The organism is Pseudomonas sp. Root329 (assembly GCF_001424925.1).
In the GTDB taxonomy this organism is placed as follows: Bacteria; Pseudomonadota; Gammaproteobacteria; order Pseudomonadales; family Pseudomonadaceae; genus Aquipseudomonas; species Aquipseudomonas arabinosi.
Genome location: NZ_LMCV01000049.1, coordinates 159003 through 180566, shown reverse-complemented (window position 1 = coordinate 180566; position 21564 = coordinate 159003). Strand labels below are relative to the sequence as shown.

Annotated in this window: 17 protein-coding genes; 14 read left to right on the top strand and 3 right to left on the bottom strand. The window is 58.8% G+C overall.

Features of this window, described 5'->3' with window-relative positions; genetic code table 11:
- Window positions 1-93: 93 nt before the first annotated feature.
- The 7 genes from ASC74_RS28390 (at window position 94) to ASC74_RS28360 (ending at window position 7680) form a co-directional block, all read left to right on the top strand.
- Window positions 94-1452, top strand: coding sequence for a glutamine synthetase family protein (locus ASC74_RS28390; RefSeq protein WP_056746025.1), 1359 nt, complete (start codon window positions 94-96; stop codon window positions 1450-1452).
- 150 nt (window positions 1453-1602) lie between these two features.
- Window positions 1603-2691: a polyamine ABC transporter substrate-binding protein gene (locus ASC74_RS28385; RefSeq protein ID WP_056746024.1), complete on the top strand. Its 1089-nt coding sequence runs from the start codon at window positions 1603-1605 to the stop codon at window positions 2689-2691.
- A complete protein-coding gene (locus tag ASC74_RS28380) occupies window positions 2688-3989 on the top strand; it encodes an NAD(P)/FAD-dependent oxidoreductase (RefSeq protein ID WP_056746022.1) in 1302 nt (433 codons plus the stop codon). Before ASC74_RS28385 ends, ASC74_RS28380 begins: the two co-directional genes overlap by 4 nt.
- 227 nt (window positions 3990-4216) lie before the next feature.
- Window positions 4217-4813: a paraquat-inducible protein A gene (locus tag ASC74_RS28375; RefSeq protein WP_056746019.1), complete on the top strand. Its 597-nt coding sequence runs from the start codon at window positions 4217-4219 to the stop codon at window positions 4811-4813.
- Window positions 4810-5466, top strand: a complete 657-nt coding sequence (locus tag ASC74_RS28370) for a paraquat-inducible protein A (RefSeq protein ID WP_056746017.1) — start codon at window positions 4810-4812, stop codon at window positions 5464-5466. Before ASC74_RS28375 ends, ASC74_RS28370 begins: the two co-directional genes overlap by 4 nt.
- Entirely contained in the window at window positions 5447-7102 is a 1656-nt protein-coding gene (locus ASC74_RS28365; protein ID WP_056746015.1) for a PqiB family protein, read from the top strand. The genes ASC74_RS28370 and ASC74_RS28365 overlap by 20 nt, the downstream gene beginning before the upstream one ends.
- A 17-nt stretch (window positions 7103-7119) precedes the next feature.
- On the top strand, window positions 7120-7680 hold the full coding sequence (locus tag ASC74_RS28360) for a PqiC family protein (RefSeq protein ID WP_056746013.1): 561 nt from the start codon (window positions 7120-7122) through the stop codon (window positions 7678-7680).
- A 5-nt stretch (window positions 7681-7685) separates the two neighbouring features.
- Here ASC74_RS28360 and ASC74_RS28355 read toward each other — a convergent pair whose 3' ends face one another.
- Window positions 7686-8957 carry a sensor histidine kinase gene (locus tag ASC74_RS28355; protein WP_056746011.1) on the bottom strand — a complete coding sequence of 424 codons (1272 nt, stop codon included), beginning with the start codon at window positions 8955-8957 and terminating at the stop codon, window positions 7686-7688.
- Between the two features lie 237 nt (window positions 8958-9194).
- Here ASC74_RS28355 and ASC74_RS28350 point away from each other — a divergent pair, with 237 nt between their 5' ends.
- The gene (locus tag ASC74_RS28350; protein WP_056746009.1) at window positions 9195-9872 is read left to right on the top strand and encodes a phosphoglycerate mutase; all 678 of its coding nucleotides are present in this window, start codon (window positions 9195-9197) and stop codon (window positions 9870-9872) included.
- 189 nt (window positions 9873-10061) lie between these two features.
- Window positions 10062-11783 (top strand): lipid IV(A) 4-amino-4-deoxy-L-arabinosyltransferase, encoded by a 1722-nt coding sequence (gene arnT / locus ASC74_RS28345; RefSeq protein ID WP_056746007.1) that lies wholly within the window; start codon window positions 10062-10064, stop codon window positions 11781-11783.
- A gap of 60 nt (window positions 11784-11843) precedes the next feature.
- Here the strand turns inward: arnT and secF are convergent, their stop codons facing one another.
- The gene (gene secF, locus ASC74_RS28340; protein WP_056746005.1) at window positions 11844-14417 is read right to left on the bottom strand and encodes a protein translocase subunit SecF; all 2574 of its coding nucleotides are present in this window, start codon (window positions 14415-14417) and stop codon (window positions 11844-11846) included.
- A gap of 192 nt (window positions 14418-14609) precedes the next feature.
- Between secF and ASC74_RS28335 the strand changes: the two genes are divergently transcribed.
- The 5 genes from ASC74_RS28335 to ASC74_RS28315 all read left to right on the top strand — a co-directional run bounded on the left by ASC74_RS28335 (window position 14610) and on the right by ASC74_RS28315 (window position 20531).
- The gene (locus ASC74_RS28335) at window positions 14610-15275 is read left to right on the top strand and encodes a response regulator transcription factor (protein WP_056746003.1); all 666 of its coding nucleotides are present in this window, start codon (window positions 14610-14612) and stop codon (window positions 15273-15275) included.
- Window positions 15265-16701 (top strand): sensor histidine kinase, encoded by a 1437-nt coding sequence (locus ASC74_RS28330; RefSeq protein ID WP_056746001.1) that lies wholly within the window; start codon window positions 15265-15267, stop codon window positions 16699-16701. The genes ASC74_RS28335 and ASC74_RS28330 overlap by 11 nt, the downstream gene beginning before the upstream one ends.
- 147 nt (window positions 16702-16848) lie before the next feature.
- The gene (locus ASC74_RS28325) at window positions 16849-17862 is read left to right on the top strand and encodes an iron ABC transporter substrate-binding protein (RefSeq protein ID WP_046047019.1); all 1014 of its coding nucleotides are present in this window, start codon (window positions 16849-16851) and stop codon (window positions 17860-17862) included.
- 3 nt (window positions 17863-17865) lie between these two features.
- On the top strand, window positions 17866-19464 hold the full coding sequence (locus ASC74_RS28320) for an ABC transporter permease (RefSeq protein ID WP_056745999.1): 1599 nt from the start codon (window positions 17866-17868) through the stop codon (window positions 19462-19464).
- Window positions 19461-20531 carry an ABC transporter ATP-binding protein gene (locus ASC74_RS28315; RefSeq protein ID WP_056745997.1) on the top strand — a complete coding sequence of 357 codons (1071 nt, stop codon included), beginning with the start codon at window positions 19461-19463 and terminating at the stop codon, window positions 20529-20531. Before ASC74_RS28320 ends, ASC74_RS28315 begins: the two co-directional genes overlap by 4 nt.
- Before the next feature lie 10 nt (window positions 20532-20541).
- Here the strand turns inward: ASC74_RS28315 and ASC74_RS28310 are convergent, their stop codons facing one another.
- Window positions 20542-21480 carry a site-specific integrase gene (locus ASC74_RS28310; protein WP_056745995.1) on the bottom strand — a complete coding sequence of 313 codons (939 nt, stop codon included), beginning with the start codon at window positions 21478-21480 and terminating at the stop codon, window positions 20542-20544.
- Window positions 21481-21564: the final 84 nt, after the last annotated feature.

Here is a 21564-nt window from a genome sequence, read left to right as displayed (position 1 = left end):
TCGCCCAAGATAGTCGTCAACGCGCCACAGGGGAAGTGTGTGGTGGATGAAACCAGCCTCCCCGGCGTTAATAGAACCAATAACGAGGTCTTTATGAATGTCCCTTTCGATCAGCTGCTCACGTGGCTGAAAGATCACAAGATTACCGAAGTCGAGTGTGTGGTCAGCGACTTGACCGGCATCGCACGCGGCAAAATTGCACCCACCAACAAGTTCCTGCATGAGCGAGGCATGCGCCTGCCGGAAAGTGTGCTTTTGCAAACGGTAACCGGGGACTTTGTCGACGACGACATCTACTACGACCTGCTCGACCCGGCCGACATCGACATGGTGTGCAAGCCCGTCTCCGACGCGGTGTACGTGATCCCATGGGCCATCGAGCCCACCGCCATCGTGATTCACGACACCTTCGACAAGTTCGGCAACCCAATCGAGCTGTCACCGCGCAACGTGCTGAAAAAAGTCCTGCAGCTGTACACCGACAAAGGCTGGCGGCCGATTGTCGCGCCGGAAATGGAGTTCTACCTGACCCAGCGCTGCGAAGACCCGGACTTGCCGCTCAAGGCACCGCTGGGGCGTTCGGGCCGTGCGGAAAGTGGTCGTCAGTCGTTTTCCATCGACGCTGCCAACGAATTCGATCCGCTGTTTGAAGACGTGTACGACTGGTGTGAACTTCAGGGTCTGGACCTCGATACCTTAATCCACGAAGACGGCCCGGCGCAGATGGAAATCAACTTCCGTCATGGCGATGCACTGGATCTGGCCGACCAGATCACCGTGTTCAAGCGCACCCTGCGCGAAGCGGCGCTCAAGCACAACGTCACCGCGACCTTCATGGCCAAACCGATTGGCGATGAGCCCGGCAGCGCCATGCATATCCACCAGAGCGTCGTGGACATCACCACCGGCCAGCCGATCTTTGCCGATGCCGACGGGCAGATGAGCGAGCTGTTCCTGCACCACATCGGCGGCCTGCAAAAGTACATCCCCAAAGTGCTGCCGATGTTCGCGCCGAACGTCAATTCGTTCCGCCGCTTCCTGCCGGACACCTCGGCGCCAGTGAACGTCGAATGGGGCGAAGAAAACCGCACCGTGGGCCTGCGTGTGCCGACCTCCACGCCGGACGCGATGCGCGTGGAAAACCGTTTGCCGGGCGCCGACGCCAATCCTTATCTGGCGATTGCAGCAAGCCTGTTGTGCGGGTACCTGGGGATGGTCGAGCGCATAGAGCCGAGTGCTGCGGTGCAAGGTCGTGCCTACGAGCGCCGCAACTTGCGCCTGCCGATCACTATTGAAGATGCGCTGACGCAGATGGAAGAGTGCGAAACCGTTTCGCGTTATCTGGGCAGCAAATTCGTTCGCGGTTATGTCGCGGTCAAGCGAGCGGAACACGAGAACTTCAAACGGGTGATCAGCTCGTGGGAACGAGAGTTCCTGTTGCTCAGCGTCTGAGATTTGTAGTGTCTATGACGGCCTCTTCGCGAGCAAGCCCGCTCCCACATTTGAAATGCGTACCCCTGTGGGAGCGGGCTTGCTCGCGAAGACGGCCTACCAAGCACCGAAGAAACGCCTGAAAAATCCAACAATTAGAAGAGGTGTCGTATGCGTCTATTGAAATCCGTGGCTCCAGTCGCACTGGCGTTGTTGTTCAGCGCCGTTGCACAGGCTCAGCCAACGGTCAGCGTCTACAACTGGACCGATTACATCGGCGAGACCACCCTCGTCGACTTCCAGGCGAAAAGCGGGATCAAGGTGATCTACGACGTATTCGATTCCAACGAAACCCTGGAGGGCAAATTGCTCGCTGGCCGCACCGGGTATGACGTGGTGGTGCCGTCCAACCACTTCCTCGCTCGCCAGGTGAAGGCTGGCGCGTTCCTGAAGCTCGATCGTTCGCAGCTGCCCAACTTCAAGAACCTCGACCCGAAACTGTTGGCGCTGCTGGAGAAAAACGATCCGGGCAACGAACACTCGGTTCCGTACCTGTGGGGCACCAACGGCATTGGCTACAACGTCGACAAGGTCAAGCAGGTGCTGGGCATTGACCGCATTGATTCCTGGGCGGTGTTTTTCGAACCGGAGAACCTGAAGAAACTCAGCCAGTGCGGCGTGTCGATGATGGATTCGGCCGATGAAGTGTTCCCGGCCGTTCTCAATTACATGGGCATGGACCCGCGCAGCGAAAACCCTGAAGACTTCAAGAAAGCTGAAGCGAAGCTGTTGACCCTCCGCCCTTACATCACCTACTTCCACTCCTCGAAGTACGTTTCAGATTTGGCCAACGGCGACATCTGCGTGGCTTTCGGTTACTCGGGTGACGTGTTCCAGGCCGCAAACCGGGCCAAGGAAGCCAAGAACGGCGTGAACATCGCCTACGCGATTCCCAAGGAAGGCAGTAATTTGTGGTTCGACCTGTTGGCGATTCCCGCAGACGCCAGCAACCAGAAAGAGGCGCATGCTTTCATCAATTACCTGCTCGATCCGCAAGTGATTGCCAAGGTCAGTGCGTCGGTCGGTTACGCCAACCCGAACCCGGCGTCCAAGCAAGACATGGACCCTGAGCTGGTCAACAACCCTGAGGTTTACCCACCTCAGGCAGTCCTCGACAAGCTCTACATTTCGACCACCCCGCCCCAGGCAATCATGCGTTTGATGACCCGTTCCTGGAGCAAAGTGAAGTCCAACCAATGAACCAGTACAGCAACGAACATGCTCGGTCCTATTACGCGGCATCGGCCAATGGAATGGCGCCCTACCCCACACTGGCCGAGGACCTTGAAGCCGATGTCTGTGTGATCGGCGGCGGCTTTACCGGCGTTAACACGGCGATCGAACTGGCGCAGCGCGGGCTCTCGGTGATTTTGCTGGAGGGCCGGCGAATCGGCTGGGGCGCCAGCGGGCGCAACGGTGGTCAGTTGATCCGCGGTATCGGCCATGACGTCAGCGGTTTTGCCCGTCATGTCGGTGAAGAAGGCGTGCGCTACCTTGAGCGTGCGGGCGTCGAATCGGTTGCACTTGTGGGCAACCGCATTCGTGAGCACGGGATTGATTGCGACCTGCGCTGGGGGTTCTGTGAACTGGCCAATACTAAAGCGCAGTTCGCGGCGTTCAAGGCTGAGCAGCAGGGCCTTGCCGAATCGGGTTACGCCCACGAAACCCGGCTCGTCGGGCCGGAGCAGATCCGTCAGCAGGTGGTGAACTCAGGCGTGTATGCCGGTGGTCTCGTCGACATGGGCTCGGGTCACTTGCACCCGCTCAATCTTGTCCTTGGCGAAGCGCTATTGGCTCAATCCTTAGGCGTGCAAATTTTCGAGCAGAGCCCGGTGCTGGAGTTGATCCATGGCAGCACCGTGCAGGTTCGCTGTGCCGGCGGCACGGTGCGCGCCGGCAGTCTGGTGCTGGCGTGCAACGCTCACCTGGAAGAGCTCGAACCTAAGCTGAGCGGCAAGGTTCTCCCGGCGGGCAGCTACATCATCGCCACCGAGCCGTTGACGCCCGAACAGGCAGCGCAATTGATCCCGCATAACCTGGCGCTCTGCGACCAGAAAGTCGGCCTGGATTACTACCGGCTCTCGGCGGACCGACGCTTGCTGTTCGGCGGGGCCTGTCATTATTCCGGGCGTGATCCGGCGGACATCGAAGCTTACATGCGCCCGCACATGCTCAAGGTCTTCCCGCAATTGGCCAACGTGCGCATCGACTATCAATGGGGCGGCAAGATTGGCATCAGCGCCAATCGCTTCCCTCAGGTCGGGCGCTTGAGCCAGCATCCGAACGTGTTTTACGCCCAGGGCTACTCAGGTCATGGCCTGAACGTGACCCACTGGTGCGCAAAGCTGTTGGGCGAAGCGATCCACGTCGGACACAGTCAGGGCTTTGACGTGTTCAGCGCCGTGCCACACATGACCTTTCCCGGCGGGCCGATGCTGCGCTCTCCGCTGCTGGCGCTCGGCATGTTCTGGTATCGCCTGCGCGAATTGCTCGGCTGACCGCCCTCCCACCTTCGATCAAACGCCATTCCCCTGTAGGAGCTGCCGAAGGCTGCGATCTGTTGATCTTCAAGATCAAGGTCAAAAGATCGCAGCCTTCGGCAGCTCCTACAGGAGATCACCGTCCGTCCGCATCCCATTGAACAGCCTTTTAATTTGCTCAATCGCTCTGTGCTTCTATATTGAGGGAGTGCTCTGACTTCCCTGCGTCCTGGCGAGTGCAGCCTATGGCTACGACTGACCCACTGATCATCTGCGAGCACTGCGACTGCGTGTACGAAAAAGTCACGCTCGCCAAACATCAGAAAACCCTGTGTACGCGCTGTGGCGGCGTGCTTCAACGCTATAACGGCCTGACGGTGGAACAACGTCTGGCGTTGACCTTCACCGCGTTGATGCTGTGGATTTTCGCCAACTTCTATCCCGTCATGAGCATCAGCCTCAAAGGCCTGAAAAACAGCGCAACACTCTGGGATTCGGTGCTTGCCCTGAGTCTGGGGCCGATCACTTTCATCGCCATGGTGGCGGCGATCGCGATGATCATCGCGCCGATTTTCCAGTTGTTGCTGCTTATCTGGGTGCTGAGCTTCGCCCTCGCCTCCCGTCGCTCGCCCGGTTTCAGGTTCTGCATGCGCTGGCTGGAAACGCTCAGGCCCTGGAGCATGCTGGAGGTCTGTCTGCTGGGGGCGATGGTCGCGGTCATCAAACTCGCAGGATTGCTGGATGTGCTGCCCGGCATCGGCCTGTTTGCCCTGGCCATTCTCAGTCTGATGATGATCCGCATCGCCGGACGCGACATCCGTGATCTATGGGACATCTTATGAACAGGCCCCCGGTGGCGAGTGAACTCAACCTGTGCCTGTGTCATAGCTGCGGCCTGGCCTGTGACATGACCGATGAACCTCACGAATGCACACGGTGCGGCGCGCCGCTGCATCGGCGCAAAACCAACTCATTGGCCCGGACCTGGGCCTACATGTTCACTGCCCTGGCGTTTTACGTCCCGGCTAATCTGCTGCCAGTGATGAACACCAAGATGGTCGGCAACGGCGCCGATAGCACGATCATGAGCGGTGTAGTGGAGTTCTGGCAGCACGGCGCCTGGGACATTGCCCTGATCATTTTCATCGCCAGCATCGCGGTGCCGGGCATCAAGTTCGTCGCCCTGACGCTGTTACTGGTGACCGTTCAGCGCGACAGCCAATGGGCGAACAAGCAGCGGTCAACGCTATACCGCTTCGTCGAGCTCATCGGTTACTGGTCGATGCTCGATGTAATCGTGGTCGCCCTGGTGGCTTCACTGGTTAAGTTTCAAGCCCTGGCCGATATCGAACCGCGCCCGGGCATTCTGTTCTTTGGCCTGGTGGTGGTGTTCACCATGCTGTCAGCGATGAGTTTCGACCCACGCCTGATCTGGGATAAAGAGCGGGAAAGCCCACAAAACGAGGAGGTCATGGATGAAGTCGCAAGCCACTGACGGGCCGCAAGCCCCCGGCCAGGCCCCTGTTAAAACCCGTCGTTTCAGCGTTTCGCTGGTATGGATCGTGCCGATCGTCGCGGTGCTGGTGGGGATTTCCCTGGTCGTACACACCATGTTGCAGGAAGGTCCGACCATTACTGTCATGTTCAAAACCGGCAGTGGCCTGACGGCCAACAAGACCGAGGTCAAATACCGCAACGTGGTGATCGGCCATGTCTCGGACGTGGAACTGAGCAGCGATCAGAAGAGCGTCAACGCCACCATCAAACTGTCCAAGCAGGCGGAAAGCTTCACCCGCGAAGACTCGGAATTCTGGGTTGTGCGTCCGCGTATTGGCGCCGGCGGGGTGTCGGGTATCGATACTCTGCTGTCCGGGGACTACATTGGCGCCGACATCGGCCAAGCCGACGCCCGCGCAAAAAACTTTACCGGCCTGGAAAACCCGCCGCCGATTACCTATGGCGAGCCGGGCAAGCGCTTCACCCTGCACACCGATGACCTCGGTTCGCTGGATATCGGCTCTCCGGTTTACTTCCGCAAGATTCCGGTCGGCCAAGTGGTGGCCTACGCCCTGAATGCCGACGGTAAAGGGGTCGATATCGAGATTTTCGTGCATTCGCCCAATGATGCCTACGTGACCGAAAACACCCGTTTCTGGAACGCCAGCGGCATCGACGTAAACGTCGGCGCCAACGGCTTTTCGGTGAAAACCGAATCGCTGTCGTCCATTCTGGTGGGCGGTATCGCCTTCCGCGCTCCGGATTACAGTCCCAATGATCAACCGGCCGCAGAGGACAAAGCCTTCGATCTGTTCGAAGACCAGCTAACCGCCCTCGCCCCGCCCAGCGGCAAGGGGCAATTCTTGAGTTTGCGTTTCGATCAGGCCTTGCGCGGGCTCAAAGTCGGTGCACCGGTAGAATTCCTTGGCATCGAGTTCGGCAGAGTCGTGGCGGTCAATCTGGATTTCGACGCGAAAAAGCGCAGTTTCCCGGTCAATGTCGGGATCATGATCTACCCGCAACGACTCGGCCAGGCCCACACCAAAATGCTCGAGGTGTTGAAGCATGACCCCAACGACGAAGCCGCTGGCGTACGTTTGATGGGCACCTTCATCGAAAACGGTCTGCGGGCCCAGGCCCGGAGCGGCAATCTGTTGACCGGCCAGCTTTACATTGCGCTCGACTTCTACCCCAAAGCGGAGAAAGTCGTGTTCGATCCGACCGCCCGTCCAGTCTCCATCCCAACCGTTCCGGGCAGCCTCGAACAATTGCAGGAAAAACTGGAGGGCATGGTCAACAAGATCAACCAACTGCCGATCGAGCGCATTGCCGGCAACCTGGACAGCAACCTCGTCGAACTGCGCAAAGGCCTCGCACAGTTCAACGCCAAGACCCTGCCCGGCGTGCAGACCACCCTGGCGGACGTCAGCAAGACGCTGCAATCGGCCAGTTCGACCTTGGCCGAAGACTCGCCGCAACGCGAACAATTAGGTCAGACCCTCGACGAGCTCGGGCGCATGTCGCGCTCCTTGCGTGAACTCTCGGATTACCTGGGACGGCATCCGGAATCGCTGATTCGCGGTCGTCCCGACAATGCCGCGCCGATTGACCTGCAGGGGCCGCCGCGCAAATGACCACAGGAGCATCACTCATGGTTTATCCGCTGAAGATCAGCTTGGTCACTGCATTGTTGCTACTCGCCGCGTGCCGCAGTGAGCCGATTCAATTCCACACCCTGACCCCGGTCCAACCGAGCAGCAATTCAAGGACCAGCGCTGCGGATATCCAGATCGAGGGGCTCAGCGTCCCTCCTCAGGTCGACCGCCCGCAGATCGTCATTCGCCAGGGCAACAGTGGCATGGCGATCCTCGAAACCGAGTGGTGGGGCGCGAGCCTGTCGGATGAATTGCGCACTGCCCTGGCGGACCAACTGGTCAACAGTAATCCCCAGCGCAAAATGTCGGTGCGCCTGGACGTGCAACGGTTTGACTCGATCCCCGGCCAATACGCGCTGATTGACGTCAAATGGCGCCTGCGCAACCTCGGCGAAAGCGATAACGCGCTGGTCACGTGCCGAAGCACTTTGCAAACACCTTCAGGGCCGTCCATCGATGAACTGGTAGCGGCTCAGCAGAGCAACGTCAAGCGCTTGGCCGCGTTGATCAGTCAAGCCGCTGCCGGAACACCGAGAGGCTGTCCATCGGTTCAGTAAAAGGTTTACTCGCGGTCCAGCTCAACGGTGAAACAACAACCGTTGGGCTGGCGGCTACTGAGTTGTACTCGCCAGTTCTGATTGCTGCAGATTCGTTGTACTAGTGAAAGGCCCAACCCCAACCCTTCACCTCGACTCTCGTCACCGCGCACGAACGGCTGAAATATCGCATGGCGTTCTTCTTCCGGGATGCCTATGCCGCTGTCTTCGATAATGAAGCCGTGTTCACGCAGGGTCAGTCGAATGTGGCCTTGATCCGTGTAGTGCCAGGCATTTCGCAACAAATTGCCCATGACCGATTGCAGGAACGTCAGGTTATGACGATCCGACGAAACGTGCTCGATGTCGTAAATGAATTCAATGCCCTTCTCCCGGATCAGTCGCCCCCAGATATCAACCAGCGCATCGGCGACTTCTTTGAGGGTGGCATTCGCCTCCGAACCGGAATCCTCTCGAGCGCGAGCCAGCATCAAAAACGTTTCGACCAATTGACGCATTTCGTCGGTGGCCCGGGCGATTCGGTTGACCTGAGCCACGGAACGAGGGTCCAGCGAGGGATTGCTCAGCAAAAGCTCACAGGAGCCGCCCAGCACCATCAGCGGGGTACGCAATTCGTGACTGACATCACTGGTGAAGAGTTTTTCCCGGCCCAGTGCTGCGCGCAGACGTCCCAGGGTCTGGTCAAAGGACTGCGCCAGCTCGCCCACCTCATCAGCCGCATAGTCGGGTCGAAGCGGCGACGCGAGGTCCAATAGTTGATCGCGATGACGCACCTGGTGCGCCAGGCGAATCACCGGAGCCATCACACGCCGAGCCAATAACCGGCCCAGCAGAATCGCCAGCAGAATGCTCAAAACGAAACCGACCATGACGATACCAAACAACATCCGCTCACGCTGTTCGAGGCTTTGCTGATCGCGCAGCAATACATACTTGCGTCCATCCACGACCTCGACCATCGCGTAGAAATCGGCGCCGTGATACAGGATTTCCTGAAATCCAAGATGTAGCGATTCCAGCTGCGAATCAAGCGCCATGAGGCCCTTCCCGCCCTGGGTAAAAAACAGCTCGTCTTTTTCCGGTTGATGGGTCCACTGACCGGGATTGTCCATCGACAGCAGACGGTGCATCCCTCCTGCCAATCGCGTCGTCGTGAGCTTTCGTTCAACCACGTGCACTGTTGCGACGATGCCCACCGCAAATACGCCCGCCACCAACGCACTCATCAGGGCGAATACGATGACGATCCTTTTCGTCAGGCTCTGTTTGAAATCCATTCTTCGTTTCCACTAGCAAGGTGTAAAAGATAAGAGTTCGCAAACATAAACTAACTAGGCGCTGCCCATAATCCGTGCAAATTTTTCACATCCATTTCACTTGTCCCACACCTGCCGATATTTAGCCTCTCTTATACCACCTCAATTTTGAATCCGCGCTCTGGCTTGACTGATAGGTTACTCGTCATGGGCGTATTGTAAGTTATTCGCTATAGCGTACTGACGGGTAAATAAAACGTGATTAAATCTTCATTGCGCAAGCAGTTATCCACGCGAGTCTTGAGCCCGCGGCTGACCAGGCTGACGTTGTCGGCGGTGGCACTCATCGCTGTAGCGTTAGTGACGGGTTTTGTCTTGTGGCCAAGATCGCCGGTCAATCTGGGCACGACCGGATCCGACGTTACCACGCGCTTGATCAATCAGTGGCACGCAGGCGAGATCATCGTACTGGTTCGCCATACCGAGCGCTGCGACCGCTCCGCCAATCCTTGCCTGGGCCCGGCCGACGGCATTACCCGAGTCGGCAGCGATGCCGCCGCGGCCGTGGGTCAAGGGTTCCAGCGCCTGGGTATGGACCAGACCGATGTCTTGAGCAGCCCGGTCACCCGTACGGCACAAACCTCGCATTCCATGTTTGGCAAAGACGCAATGACCCAGGAATGGTTGGCCAGCTGTGGCAAAACCCTGCGTAATGATGTGGTGGCGCACAAGCGTGCCCAGCACAATCTGGTGCTGGTGACGCACAGCGGTTGCATCAGCGATTTCGAAGCCCAGACCGGTTTTAAACACGCGGCTTCGAGTGAGTATGGCAGTTCGTTATTTGTTCGCATTGATGCCAATGGTCAGTTGCAAGTACTCGGCATACTTAATGCCGGTGATTGGCACTCCTTATTTAACGACCCGCGGACCAAGTAATAAGCTTGCAGTCTTGATGAGCCGCCCTCGATAAAAGCGCGCAGCGCTCGTCGCAACTAACAAATACATGATCTGATGTTTGCAGTTCGGATCAGTATTGATTGACGACATAGATAAAGTTCCGCGCACGCTGAAATGCCCTGCGCACGTCCCCCCTCCGAGCAACCTCTGCTGCGCCAAGGTCGAATCATGACACCTGATAACTTGCGGCCCTACGCTGCTGACGATTTACTGCGCCCCGCGGTCCAGACCTCCACCCTCACCGAACGCTGGGCCCTACCTGCGTTGCTGCTGGCGTTTTTGCTGTTTTATCTCTTGCCCCTGATGTCCCATGGACTGTGGACGCCAGACGAAACCCGTTATGGCCAGATCAGCCAGGAAATGCTGTTGAGCGGGAACTGGACCTCCCCGCATTTCATGGGCATTCGCTACTTCGAGAAGCCGATCGCCGGGTACTGGATGATCGCCATCGCGCAGGCTATTTTTGGCGACAACCTGTTCGGGGTGCGTATCGTCTCGGCACTGAGCACCGGACTGAGTGTCTGGCTGACGTACCTGATGGCCAGCCGCTTATGGGGCGAGCGGCGCAAAAGCGTTGCCTGCGCAATGCTGTATATGAGTTTCGGGCTGATCGCCGGTCAGGCCGGATATGCCAACCTCGATCCGCAATTCACGCTCTGGGCCAACCTGAGTCTGGTCTCGCTGTGGTTCGCCATTGATAGCCGTTCTTTGAGTCGTCGCCTCGGCGCCTGGGCGCTGTTGGGCGTTGCCTGTGGGATGGGTTTCATGACCAAGGGCTTTCTGGCGTGGCTACTACCGGCGTTGATCGCCCTGCCCTACATGCTCTGGCAACGACGCATGGGTGAGCTGTTGCGCTACGGGCCGTTGGCGGTGCTTGTCGCCATGGTGGTTTGTCTGCCGTGGGCGCTCGCAATCCACCATCAGGAACCGGATTTCTGGCGGTTTTTCTTCTGGAACGAACACATTCGCCGTTTCGCTGCCGATGATGCTCAACACGCTCGTCCGTGGTGGTTCTACCTGCCGCTGCTGGTCGTGTCGACTCTGCCATGGGCTGCGTTGTTGCCCACGACATTCGTCCAGGCCTGGCAGCAAAAGCGCCAGCCAGCGATCGGCTTCCTGTTGCTCTGGCTGCTGTTGCCACTGGGGTTCTTCAGCCTGAGCAGTGGCAAATTACCGACCTACATCATGCCGTGCCTGTTGCCCTTGGCGTTGCTGATGGGTCACGCACTGATGACGCTGCTGAACCAGGCACGAGGGCGCGCGATTCGCATCAACGGCGTGCTTAACACCGTCATCGCCACGTGTGCCCTGATCGCCTTGTTGTATCTGCAGGCCACCAAAGAGGTCTATGAAAACACCGAGATGTTCAGTTTGTCCCTGGTGTTTATCGTGTTGGTCGGCTGGATTATCGCCAATGCCTTGCAAGTCCTGCGTCCATTGGTGTTCTGGGGAGCGCCGGCGTTGGGTATCTGGCTGCTGGTTGCGTTGCTGCCGGCGGCGATGCCCAGCCAGATCGTCGATAGCAAGATGCCTGATCAGTTCATTGCCGAGCATCTGGATGCCTTGAGCCAGACGACCTCGCTGCTCAGTAACGATTTGGGTGCGGCATCGGCCTTGTCCTGGCGCCTGAAGCGGCCGCAGATCGCTCTTTACAACACTGTCGGCGAGTTGAAGTACGGCCTCGACGATCCCGCGATGGAATCAAGAAAAGTGACCAAGGACAGTGTCGGCCAATGGATGACCGAGGCCCGCAAAAAAGGCGCGGTCGGCGTGGTGATGCGGGTCAACAGTGTCCAGGAAGTGCAAGAAGTCGAGTTGTTGCCTATCGATGGCAAGCGTTATGAGCGCGGCAATCTGGAGATTCTGATTTTCCCGCAAATCCGCCCCTGACAAGACCGGCAAAAAAGAGAGGCCCTTGGGCCTCTCGATTCATTCGGGTTTAACAAACTGTCAGTGCGCGCTTTGTCTGGTGATTTTCGTCGACAAGGTATCCAGCGCCTCGGTGCAGGCTGCCAGGTCCGGCGACCCCGTCCTGACCTGCTTCAATGCCCGGTCCAATGACTTGTCGATCGAGGTCCAGCCTTCAGGATCGATCGCACGCAATTTTTCCTCGGCCTGATCCCAGGCACTCTCCAGGTCGGTGATCCGTGCGCGGGCACCTTTCATGTCGCCGCTGGCGAGCAGCTGTTGAGTGTCGGACAGAATGACCTTCAGGTAAGACAAATCGCCCATGGACCCCGCGGTCGCGGCCACCACTGGGGGGGCGGCACTGCTCTGCTTGTTTTCCAGCTTCGCCAGCAGGGTTTTCAACGCCTCTGCACAGGCTGCCGGATCTGGCTTACCCGAACGCAATTGCGACAGCGCGCGGTCTATTGACTTGTCGACGGAGGTCCAGTTAGCCGGAGACTTGGGTTGCAAGGTTTCTTCGGCCTGATCCCAGGCGGTTTCCAGGTCAGTGATCCGGGCCTTGGCTGCCTTCATATCTCCTGCATCCACTAATCGGGCGGTGTCCACAGTGATTTGCCGGAAACTCGACAAGTCTCCCAGGGAACCCGTATCGGTCGACATACTGAGCGCCGACTTGCCTGCCGTTGCCTGGGCGGGAATCCAGAACCACCCGCCCACACCAACCATACACACCGCCAGCAGCGCGCCAAGGAACGGCGTTGATGCCAGGTGCGGGACAGACCGAGGATTGATCTTCAAGGGTGAGCCAGCCTTGGCCGGCCATAGCTGGCGGCGCGACAGGGTCAGCCAGATCGCACTGGAGATGAAAATTGACGACGCTGCACCTGATATCAGCCCCAGCACAAGTGCCAGCGAAAACATTTGCAACGGCTCACACGCGAACAAATAAAGGCAGGTCGACGCCATCACTACCGTCAGCACGGTGTACAGCGAACGCCCCAGGGTCTGGCGGATACTCAAGTTGATCAAACGCCACAAGGACACTGGATCGCCGGGCGGGGATTTTTTCACATTCTCGACGATGCGCCCGAAAATCACGATTTTGTCGTTCAGCGAGTAGCCGATAATCGTCAATAGGGCCGCGATGTAGGTGACGTCGACCTCAAACTTGAACAGCGAAAATATCGCCGAGACGATCAGAATATCCTGAACGATCGGCAGCAGTGTCGCCAGGGCGATGGCCCAGGAAAAGCGCAGGCCGATGTAAATCGCGATACTGGCGAACGCCGCAATCACGGCATAGATCGCCCGGGTAGCGAAGTCTCGCGCTACGCCAGGGTCCGCGGTGTTCTCTTCGTATTCGACGCTCTGGTACTTGCCTTTGAATGCAGCAATGATTTGCTTCAGATCAGCCGGTTTGAGCACTTCATCGAAGCGCACGGCGATGTGTTGATTCTGGGCGCCGCCTACAGCCACCGTGGCCGGTATGGTGCCCGCCTCGGTCATGATTTGGGTGGCCGTTTGCTGAGTAATCGCCCGGTCAACGTCGATGTCCAGCGCGGTGCCTGCGGTGAAATCGATGTCCAGGTTCAGACCGTGAGCACGGTAGTACAGCGATCCGGCGACGATGGTCAGCAATGACACAAAAATCGCTGTTTTGCCCAGGCCAATGAAGTTGAAACTGCGGGCTGTGGTCGCGGGTGATTTGCCCTTGCCGATCAACCAGCGCTGGCTGACCCATTGAGTATCGGCCAGCCACAGTACTAGCCGCCGAACCAGGAAGAAGTTGGTGGCGATGCTGATCACGATGCTCACCAGCATCGTCAGCGCAAAGCCCTGGATCGGGCCAATGCCCGCCGCAAACAGGGCGATCATGGCCAGTGCGGTCACCAGGTTCGCGTCGCGAATTGTCGGCAGCGAGCCGTTGAAACCGTTTTGCACGGCCTCGCGCAATGACCGACCGAGGCCGAGTTCTTCACGAACGCGCTCCAGACAGATGATGCTGGCGTCTGCCGCCATGCCAATGCCCAGCACGAACGCGACCACCGCCGACAGCGATAAGGTCGCCCCCGATGCCGTGAATACAATCAGCAATACCCAGAGGTAGACCACCGTACAAAACGCGGCAAGCAAACCGGCGATGCGATACAGACCCACCAGCAGCAGGAAAATACAGGCGATACCGATCAACCCCGCTTGTACCGTTTCCGCCAGAGCCGTCTTGCCCAGCACGCTGCCGACGGTCTGGGTGTATTTCTCCGTCAATTGGGTGGGCAGTCCCTGAGCGCTGCCGAGCAGGGAACGCGACTCCTCGGCAGACGTCAGGCCGGCCAGTTTGACCCGAATGTGGTTGGCGCCTTCAACCCGGATGTCCGGCTCGGTAATGCCGATGCTATCGGCGCGCTTACTCAGGATCGCGACCGTTTGCAAAAGGTCATCCTTGGAAACCTGGGTTTTGCCCGGCGCCGGGTTTACAACGTAATAAATCTCGTAACCACCGCGAAACTCCAGTCCGAAACGCACATGGGTGGCCAGGCTGGAAAATGTCGCGGCCACCAGACAGGCCAATAGCACCGTCAGGAAGATGAACGACAGACGTCGACTGGAAAGGCTCATAAGGGAAGTCCAGGTGAGAAATTGAAAAGCGAACCGAACCCACAGGATCATCGTTCACCACTGCCGGGCAGTCTAAAGAGGTGAAAATGAACCGCTTGTTAACGAAGCCACGTTGTTGCGCGATGGCTTGCCAGCGCGTGGCGGACATGCAATGAATGCCCTCCTCTGCAACGCCCGGACAGGGAGCGAGTGATGAAAGTTCTGGTGGCTGAAGACAATGTTTTGCTGGGCAACAGCATCAAGCGTGGGCTTGAGGAAGAAGGCTGGGTGGTGGACCTGGCCAGGGACGGCAAAGAGGCGTTGTACTACGCGCAATCGAGCGAATACGACGTACTGGTGCTGGATTGGATGCTGCCGCACAGATCGGGCCTGGACGTGCTGAAGGAACTGCGCGGCATGGGCAACGAGGTGCCAGTGATCATGGTCACCGCCCGAAGTGAAGTGGCGGATCGGGTTCAGGGACTGGATCGCGGCGCCGACGATTATCTGACCAAACCGTTCGAAATGATCGAACTGGTGTCGCGCTTGAATGCGCTCTATCGACGCTCGATCGCCCGAGGCTCGAGATTGCTGTCTTTGGGCAATCTGAACATCGAACTCGACACGTTGCGGGTCAGCATCGGTGACCGACCGCTGGTACTGACGGGCATGGAATACGATCTGCTGGTGGCTTTGGCCGGCAAGGCCAATCAGTTGCAGACCCGCACGGTTTTGCTGGGGCTGCTCTATCCTTTTGACAGCGAGCCGGACAGCAACAGCCTGGACGTTCTGCTCAATCGTCTGCGGCGCAAGCTGACAGGTGCCAACGTCGAGATTGAAACCATTCGCGGCAAGGGGTTGATCCTTCGTGTGGCGTAGCCTGGCACTCAACATAAAAATTGCCATCACCTTGTTCCTGGTGCAGGCGTGCGTGTTACTGATCGGGTTTGTGTGGCTGAGTCATTGGGTGCAAACCACCCGCCTCGATGAATTGCGTCACCATCTCGATACCCAGTCGGATGTCATCGAATCATTGATCAGTGTCGAAGACGGTGATCTGGTCTATCAGCGCCATGGCGAGTTTGCCTCGGAACTGGATCACGATCACGACATGTACTTCGCACTGTCATCGATATCCGGGGCGCTGCTGCAAGACTCTCAAGGCCCGACTCCGCCCATGCGCGAAGCACTTCGCCGCGCCATGAATCAGGTTCGGGCGGACGGCGAAGAGACGTTCCTGTTCGACGTCGGTTATGAAAAATGGATTGCGCAGATCGGCGACCTTGAGCGCAATAGCCCCGAGGGGGCGATGAAGGCCAAGTTGCTGGTGGCTACCAACGCACAACCGGTACTTGATGCAGTCGCCGCCTTCAAACGCGTGGTGGCGCTTGCCGCATCGGGAATACTGCTGCTGACCACGCTCGGCAGTTTTTTCGTTGTGTCGTTCTCCACCCGAAACCTGCGCAGCTTCGCCCGACAACTGCGCACCTTGAAGCCGCCGGAGTTCACCCGTCGAGTGGTGTTCGAGCCGCATTCGGCGGAAGAAAAACTGCTGTTCGACAGCTATGCGCAAATGGAAACGGCAGTCCAGGAGGTGTTGGAGCGCCAACGGCTGTTTATCGCCAACGCCTCCCATGAACTCAAGACGCCGATCGCTGCGGTGACCTCGGCACTGGAGGTGATTCTGACCCGGCCCCGACAGGCCGAAGACTACGAACAGACCTGCCGTGATGTGCTGGCCGAAATGCAAGTGCTCAAACGCCTGTCACTCGGCCTGCTGAACCTGGCAGAACTGGAAGGCACCGCAGACACAGCCGGGCAGTCGAGCGTGCTGAATGACAACGTATTCGATGCCGTCGAGCGTTGGCGTAAAGCGGCGGAACAAAAGCAGCTCAATCTCTCCCTACGGTCGCTCGACGATGTCGGGGGCCGGGTGATGGGCACTCAGGAACAGTGGGAAGTGGTCATCGGTAACCTGCTGGACAATGCCATCAAGTACACCGCCCCTGGCGGTGAAATTAATGTACTCGTTGCGCACCACCCAGGCACTGGCTTCACAATCGACATTTGTGACAACGGCGTGGGCATGTCCGCCGATGAACTCAAGCAACTGGGCCAGGTGTTCTTTCGCGCCGATGCAGCTCGCTCACAAACATCTTCGTTCGGGCTGGGCTTTGCCCATTGCAAACGCATTGTCGAAACACTCGGTGGCCACATCACCGTGCACAGCGCTCCAGGCAACGGCTCGCGAGTGACTGTCTCGGTACCCGAGCCCACACGCCAAATGACAGGAATTAACGATTAAATTGACGTTTTTTTCTCATTTCAGGCACTACATTCGCCGCGTCTTAAACATGCAAATCATTCGTATTGATCTACACTCATCGACGACCTACCTCGTCGACGCTGTCGAATCTGCGCGCACGATTAAAAAAACAGGAGCTGCCGACGCATGAATGCCCATTTTCCCTCTTTCCTGAAAACCGCACTGCTGGCCACCGCTCTGCTGAGCGCCGGCCACGTATATGCAGCTGAGGCCGATGGCATTGTGGTCTACAACGCCCAGCACGAAAGCCTGACCAAATCCTGGATCGAGGGCTTTACCAAGGAAACCGGGATCAAGGTCACCGTGCGCAATGGCGACGACACCGAGATGGGCAATCAGATCGTGCAGGAAGGCGCTGCCTCCCCGGCCGACGTGTTCCTGACCGAAAACTCCCCGGCCATGGTGCTGGTCGACAACGCGGGGCTGTTTGCGCCGGTTGCGCCGGCCACCCTGGAACAGGTCGGCAATGCTTACCGCCCGGCCCATGGCAAATGGGTGGGGATCGCCGCGCGCTCCACGGTGTTTGTCTATAACCCGAGCAAACTGCCCGAAGCCGAACTGCCCAAATCGCTGATGGACCTCGCTGGCCCGAACTGGAAAGGCCGCTGGGGCGCATCACCGGCCGGTGCCGACTTCCAGGCCATCGTCGCCGCCGTGCTGGAACTCAAGGGTGAAGCCGCCACGCTGGAATGGCTCAAAGGGTTGAAGGCCAATGCCACGATCTATCGCGGCAACAGTGCGGTACTGAAAGCGGTCAACGCCGGGCAGGTCGACAGCGGCGTGATCTACCACTATTACAGCTTCGGCGACCAGGCCAAAACCGGCGAAAACAGCAAGAACACCGCCCTGCACTACTTCAAGCACAAGGATCCGGGCGCGTTTGTCAGCGTCTCCGGCGGCGGCGTGCTGGCGTCCAGCAAACACAAGGAACAAGCCCAGGCGTTCCTCAAATGGATTACCGGCAAAGATGGCCAGGCCATCCTCAAAACCGGCAAATCGTTTGAATACGCCGTGGGCAAAAACGCTGAATCCAATCCAAAACTGGTGCCTTTGCAGCAACTCGACGCGCCGACAGTCGATGCTTCAAAACTCGACAGTAAAAAAGCCGTGGAGTTGATGACTCAGGCGGGACTGCTCTAATTGATGCCTGAAACCTTGCCAGCGGGCGTCGCCGAGGCGATACCCGCGAACTTGCGACGACGATCCCGCGGCCTCTTCGCGGGGCGTGGTGGCGCGTGGGTGATCAGTTTGTCGGTGCTGGTGTCGCTGTTGTCGCTGCTGCCGATTGCCTTCGTCATCGGCGTATCGTTTCAGACAGGCTGGGCGACCCTTGTGCCGCTGGTATTCCGGCCGCGGGTCGCTGAACTGTTGATCAACACCGTTTTATTGGTGGTGATCACGATTCCGTTGTGCGTCACGTTAGGCCTGTCTCTGGCCTGGCTCACCGAGCGCACCAACCTGCCGGGGCGGCGCTGGTGGTCGTTGTTGGCGACCGCGCCGCTGGCGGTGCCGGCGTTCGTTCACAGCTATGCGTGGGTCAGTCTGGTCCCACCGATTCACGGGCTGTTTGCCGGGGTTCTGGTCTCGGTCATCGCCTACTTCCCGTTCCTCTACCTGCCGATTGCTGCGACGCTGCGCCGGCTCGATCCGGCCATCGAAGACGTTGCCGAATCGCTGGGGCTAAAACCCTGGGCGATATTTTTCCGCGTGGTGCTGCCGCAACTGCGCCTGGCCATCTGTGGCGGCGCATTGCTGGTGGGCCTGCACTTGCTGGCCGAATATGGCCTGTACGCGATGATCCGCTTCGACACCTTCACCACGGCCATCTTCGATCAGTTCAAATCCACCTTCAACGGCCCCGCCGCCAACATGCTGGCCAGCGTGCTCGCCCTGTGTTGCCTGGTGATGCTGACCGCAGAATCGGCCGCTCGCGGCACGGCGCGTTACGCCCGGGTCGGGTCGGGAAGCGCTCGCGAACAGCGAGTGGTGCGCCTGAAATCTGGAACCACACTCCTCGCCCTGACCGTGCAGGTCGCGACCTGTGCGCTGGCGCTGGGGGTGCCACTGGTGACCTTGGGTAATTGGCTGATCGCCGGCGGTACGCAAGTCTGGCAGATGGACGAACTTCTGCCGGCGCTGGAACAGACGCTGCTGCTCGGCCTTGCGGGTGCAGCCCTCACCACCTGCGCCGCCATTCCGATTGCCTGGCTGTCGATTCGCTCTCCGGGCCGGTTGCAACGTGTACTGGAAAGCTGCAACTACATCACCAGTTCGTTGCCCGGGATCGTCGTGGCCCTGGCATTGGTGACCGTCACCATCCATTTCGCCCGGCCGATTTACCAGACGACCATCACGGTGCTGCTGGCGTACCTGCTGATGTTTTTGCCCCGCGCCCTGGTGAGTTTGCGCGCCGGGATCGCACAGGCGCCGGTGGAGCTGGAAAACATGGCCCGCAGCCTCGGCCGCTCCCCCGCCCGGGCATTGTGGCTGATCACCCTGCGCCTGGCCGCGCCTGGTGCTGCCGCTGGCGCCGCACTGGTGTTCCTGGCGATCACCAATGAGTTGACCGCCACCCTGCTGCTCGCCCCCAACGGCACACGCACCCTGGCCACCGGATTCTGGGCCATGACCAGCGAAATCGACTACGCCGCGGCTGCGCCCTATGCCTTGCTGATGATTTTGCTGTCGCTTCCCTTGACCGGACTTCTTTATCACCAATCCAAACGAACGGCTGGCCGATGAACGCTCTTGAACTCCATTCCATTTCCAAGTCCTACGGCGCCCATAAAGCGCTGGAGAGCATCAACCTGTCGGTGCCAACGGGCAGCCGAACGGTCATCGTCGGCCCGTCCGGCTCAGGAAAAACCACGCTGTTGCGGATGATTGCCGGCTTCGAATTCCCGGATGCAGGCCGACTATCACTCAATGGCCAAACGCTCGTCGACGACACCCACGAAGTCCCGGCGCATCAGCGTTTGATTGGTTATGTTCCACAGGACGGCGCGCTGTTCCCGCACATGACCGTGGCCGCCAACATCGGTTTCGGGCTTTCGATCAAGGGCGGTGCAAAACAGGAGAGAGTCGCAGAGTTGATGGACAGCGTGGCGCTGGATGCGAACATGGCCAATCGTTGGCCCCATGAACTCTCCGGCGGCCAGCAACAGCGCGTGGCGCTGGCGCGGGCGTTGGCGCAACAGCCGCGCTTGATGTTGCTGGACGAGCCGTTTTCGGCCCTCGACACCGGACTTCGAGGCGCCATGCGCAAAATGGTCGCACGGCTGCTGTCCGACGCCGGCGTGACCACCATTCTGGTCACCCATGACCAGAGTGAAGCCTTGTCGTTTGCCGATCAGCTGGCGGTAATGCGCGATGGTCGGCTGGTGCAGTCAGGCCATCCGCTGGATCTTTACCGCTACCCCGAGGATGAACAAACCGCGCTGTTTCTGGGGGATGCCGTGGTCATGCCCGCCAGAATCGAAGCCGGCTGGGCCCATTGCGATCTCGGTCGCATACCGGTGAACAATCACCGGAACAACAAATCGGCGCAGATCATGCTGCGTCCCGAACAATTGCAACTCGTCAGCATCCAGCCCAGCCCAACCGAGGCTGCCGGGTGTCGTGCCGTCGTGACCGAGCGGGATTTCAGCGGCAATACCTGCACGTTGACGGTGGAACTGGAGGCTTTGGCTTCCGGGCAACAGTCTGGTCGATCATTGATGGTGCGCAGTTCAGGCCTGTATGCGCCACCCGCCGGCAGTGCGGTTCACGTCTCGACGATCGGCCATGCCCACGTACTGAGCGAATCCTGAACCCCGTCCATCAAAGATCGAACCGGTCCACGGCCCGACGCCGTTCGTTGTCATCGCGCACATCGTAGTTGGCCGTGGTCTGGATGTTGCTGTGATGGGCGAGTTTCTGGGCGATCGACAAGTCATATTCCTCAATCACTCGGGTAATGAACGAACGTCGGAAATCATGCGGCATGATTTTCACCCCGACCTGCGCGCCCCGCTGTCGGGCGATGTAATAGATCGCATGTTTGGTGATGCGTTCGCGGGTGATGTGGCTGCCGCGGCGGATGCGGTTGAACAGGAACGAATCGTCCACTTCACCCTCCTTCAGTAGCGAGCGCCGCAGTTCCAGCCAGTCATTGAGTTTGGCGAACGCCCAGGCCGGTGCGTACTTGATCAATTGCTTGTTGCCCTTGGCGGTCACACGAAGGCTGCGCTCGGTGAAATCGACCTGGTTCAGGTCCAGGTTGACCGATTCCGATTTGCGCATGCCCGAGCCATACAAAATCCCGATGATCGCCGCATCCCTCAACCCTTGTGGCCGTGGATCGGCGGCGCAGACCGCCATCAATTCCTGGATCAGCGTGCGCCTGAGGTTTCGCCCCTGGGACAATCGCGTGCCGGCAATCCCTTTCACCGAACGCATTTTCAGCAAGTGTTCCTGACTGATCAGGCTCATGCGCCACGCCTCGTTCATCACCCCGCGTACCGCGTTGACGTAAAGCGAAGAGGTGTTCGGCGCGTAGCCATCCGTGCGCAAGGCTGCCACCAGTGCGATGACATCTTCAGGTTGCAGGTTGTGCCAGGGAATTTCCTCGACGTTCATGTCTTCGAAGCCCAACCGGTCAGCGGCGTCCTGCAAAACATAACGCATGGTCAGTTGGCTGGAGGGCGCCAGACGCGCCAGATACAGGGTCAACGGATTGGTCTTTGAGGGAGTTGAGTCGGTAGCGGGTAAGTCGATCAAACGAAACGGCCTTCAGTGGAAACAGTTCATTAAACAACTAAGGATTGAAACATCCTTCATGTAAAGCGGGACACTTCTGTAGGA

Excerpts from the sequence above, each read along its gene's own strand:
- ASC74_RS28390 (WP_056746025.1), top strand. The coding sequence starts at position 94 with ATGAATGTCCCTTTCGATCAGCTGCTCACGTGGCTGAAAGATCACAAG.
- ASC74_RS28385 (WP_056746024.1), top strand. The coding sequence starts at position 1,603 with ATGCGTCTATTGAAATCCGTGGCTCCAGTCGCACTGGCGTTGTTGTTC.
- ASC74_RS28380 (WP_056746022.1), top strand. The coding sequence starts at position 2,688 with ATGAACCAGTACAGCAACGAACATGCTCGGTCCTATTACGCGGCATCG.
- ASC74_RS28375 (WP_056746019.1), top strand. The coding sequence starts at position 4,217 with ATGGCTACGACTGACCCACTGATCATCTGCGAGCACTGCGACTGCGTG.
- ASC74_RS28370 (WP_056746017.1), top strand. The coding sequence starts at position 4,810 with ATGAACAGGCCCCCGGTGGCGAGTGAACTCAACCTGTGCCTGTGTCAT.
- ASC74_RS28365 (WP_056746015.1), top strand. The coding sequence starts at position 5,447 with ATGAAGTCGCAAGCCACTGACGGGCCGCAAGCCCCCGGCCAGGCCCCT.
- ASC74_RS28360 (WP_056746013.1), top strand. The coding sequence starts at position 7,120 with ATGGTTTATCCGCTGAAGATCAGCTTGGTCACTGCATTGTTGCTACTC.
- ASC74_RS28355 (WP_056746011.1), bottom strand. The coding sequence starts at position 8,957 with ATGGATTTCAAACAGAGCCTGACGAAAAGGATCGTCATCGTATTCGCC.
- arnT (WP_056746007.1), top strand. The coding sequence starts at position 10,062 with ATGACACCTGATAACTTGCGGCCCTACGCTGCTGACGATTTACTGCGC.
- secF (WP_056746005.1), bottom strand. The coding sequence starts at position 14,417 with ATGAGCCTTTCCAGTCGACGTCTGTCGTTCATCTTCCTGACGGTGCTA.
- ASC74_RS28335 (WP_056746003.1), top strand. The coding sequence starts at position 14,610 with ATGAAAGTTCTGGTGGCTGAAGACAATGTTTTGCTGGGCAACAGCATC.
- ASC74_RS28325 (WP_046047019.1), top strand. The coding sequence starts at position 16,849 with ATGAATGCCCATTTTCCCTCTTTCCTGAAAACCGCACTGCTGGCCACC.
- ASC74_RS28320 (WP_056745999.1), top strand. The coding sequence starts at position 17,866 with ATGCCTGAAACCTTGCCAGCGGGCGTCGCCGAGGCGATACCCGCGAAC.
- ASC74_RS28315 (WP_056745997.1), top strand. The coding sequence starts at position 19,461 with ATGAACGCTCTTGAACTCCATTCCATTTCCAAGTCCTACGGCGCCCAT.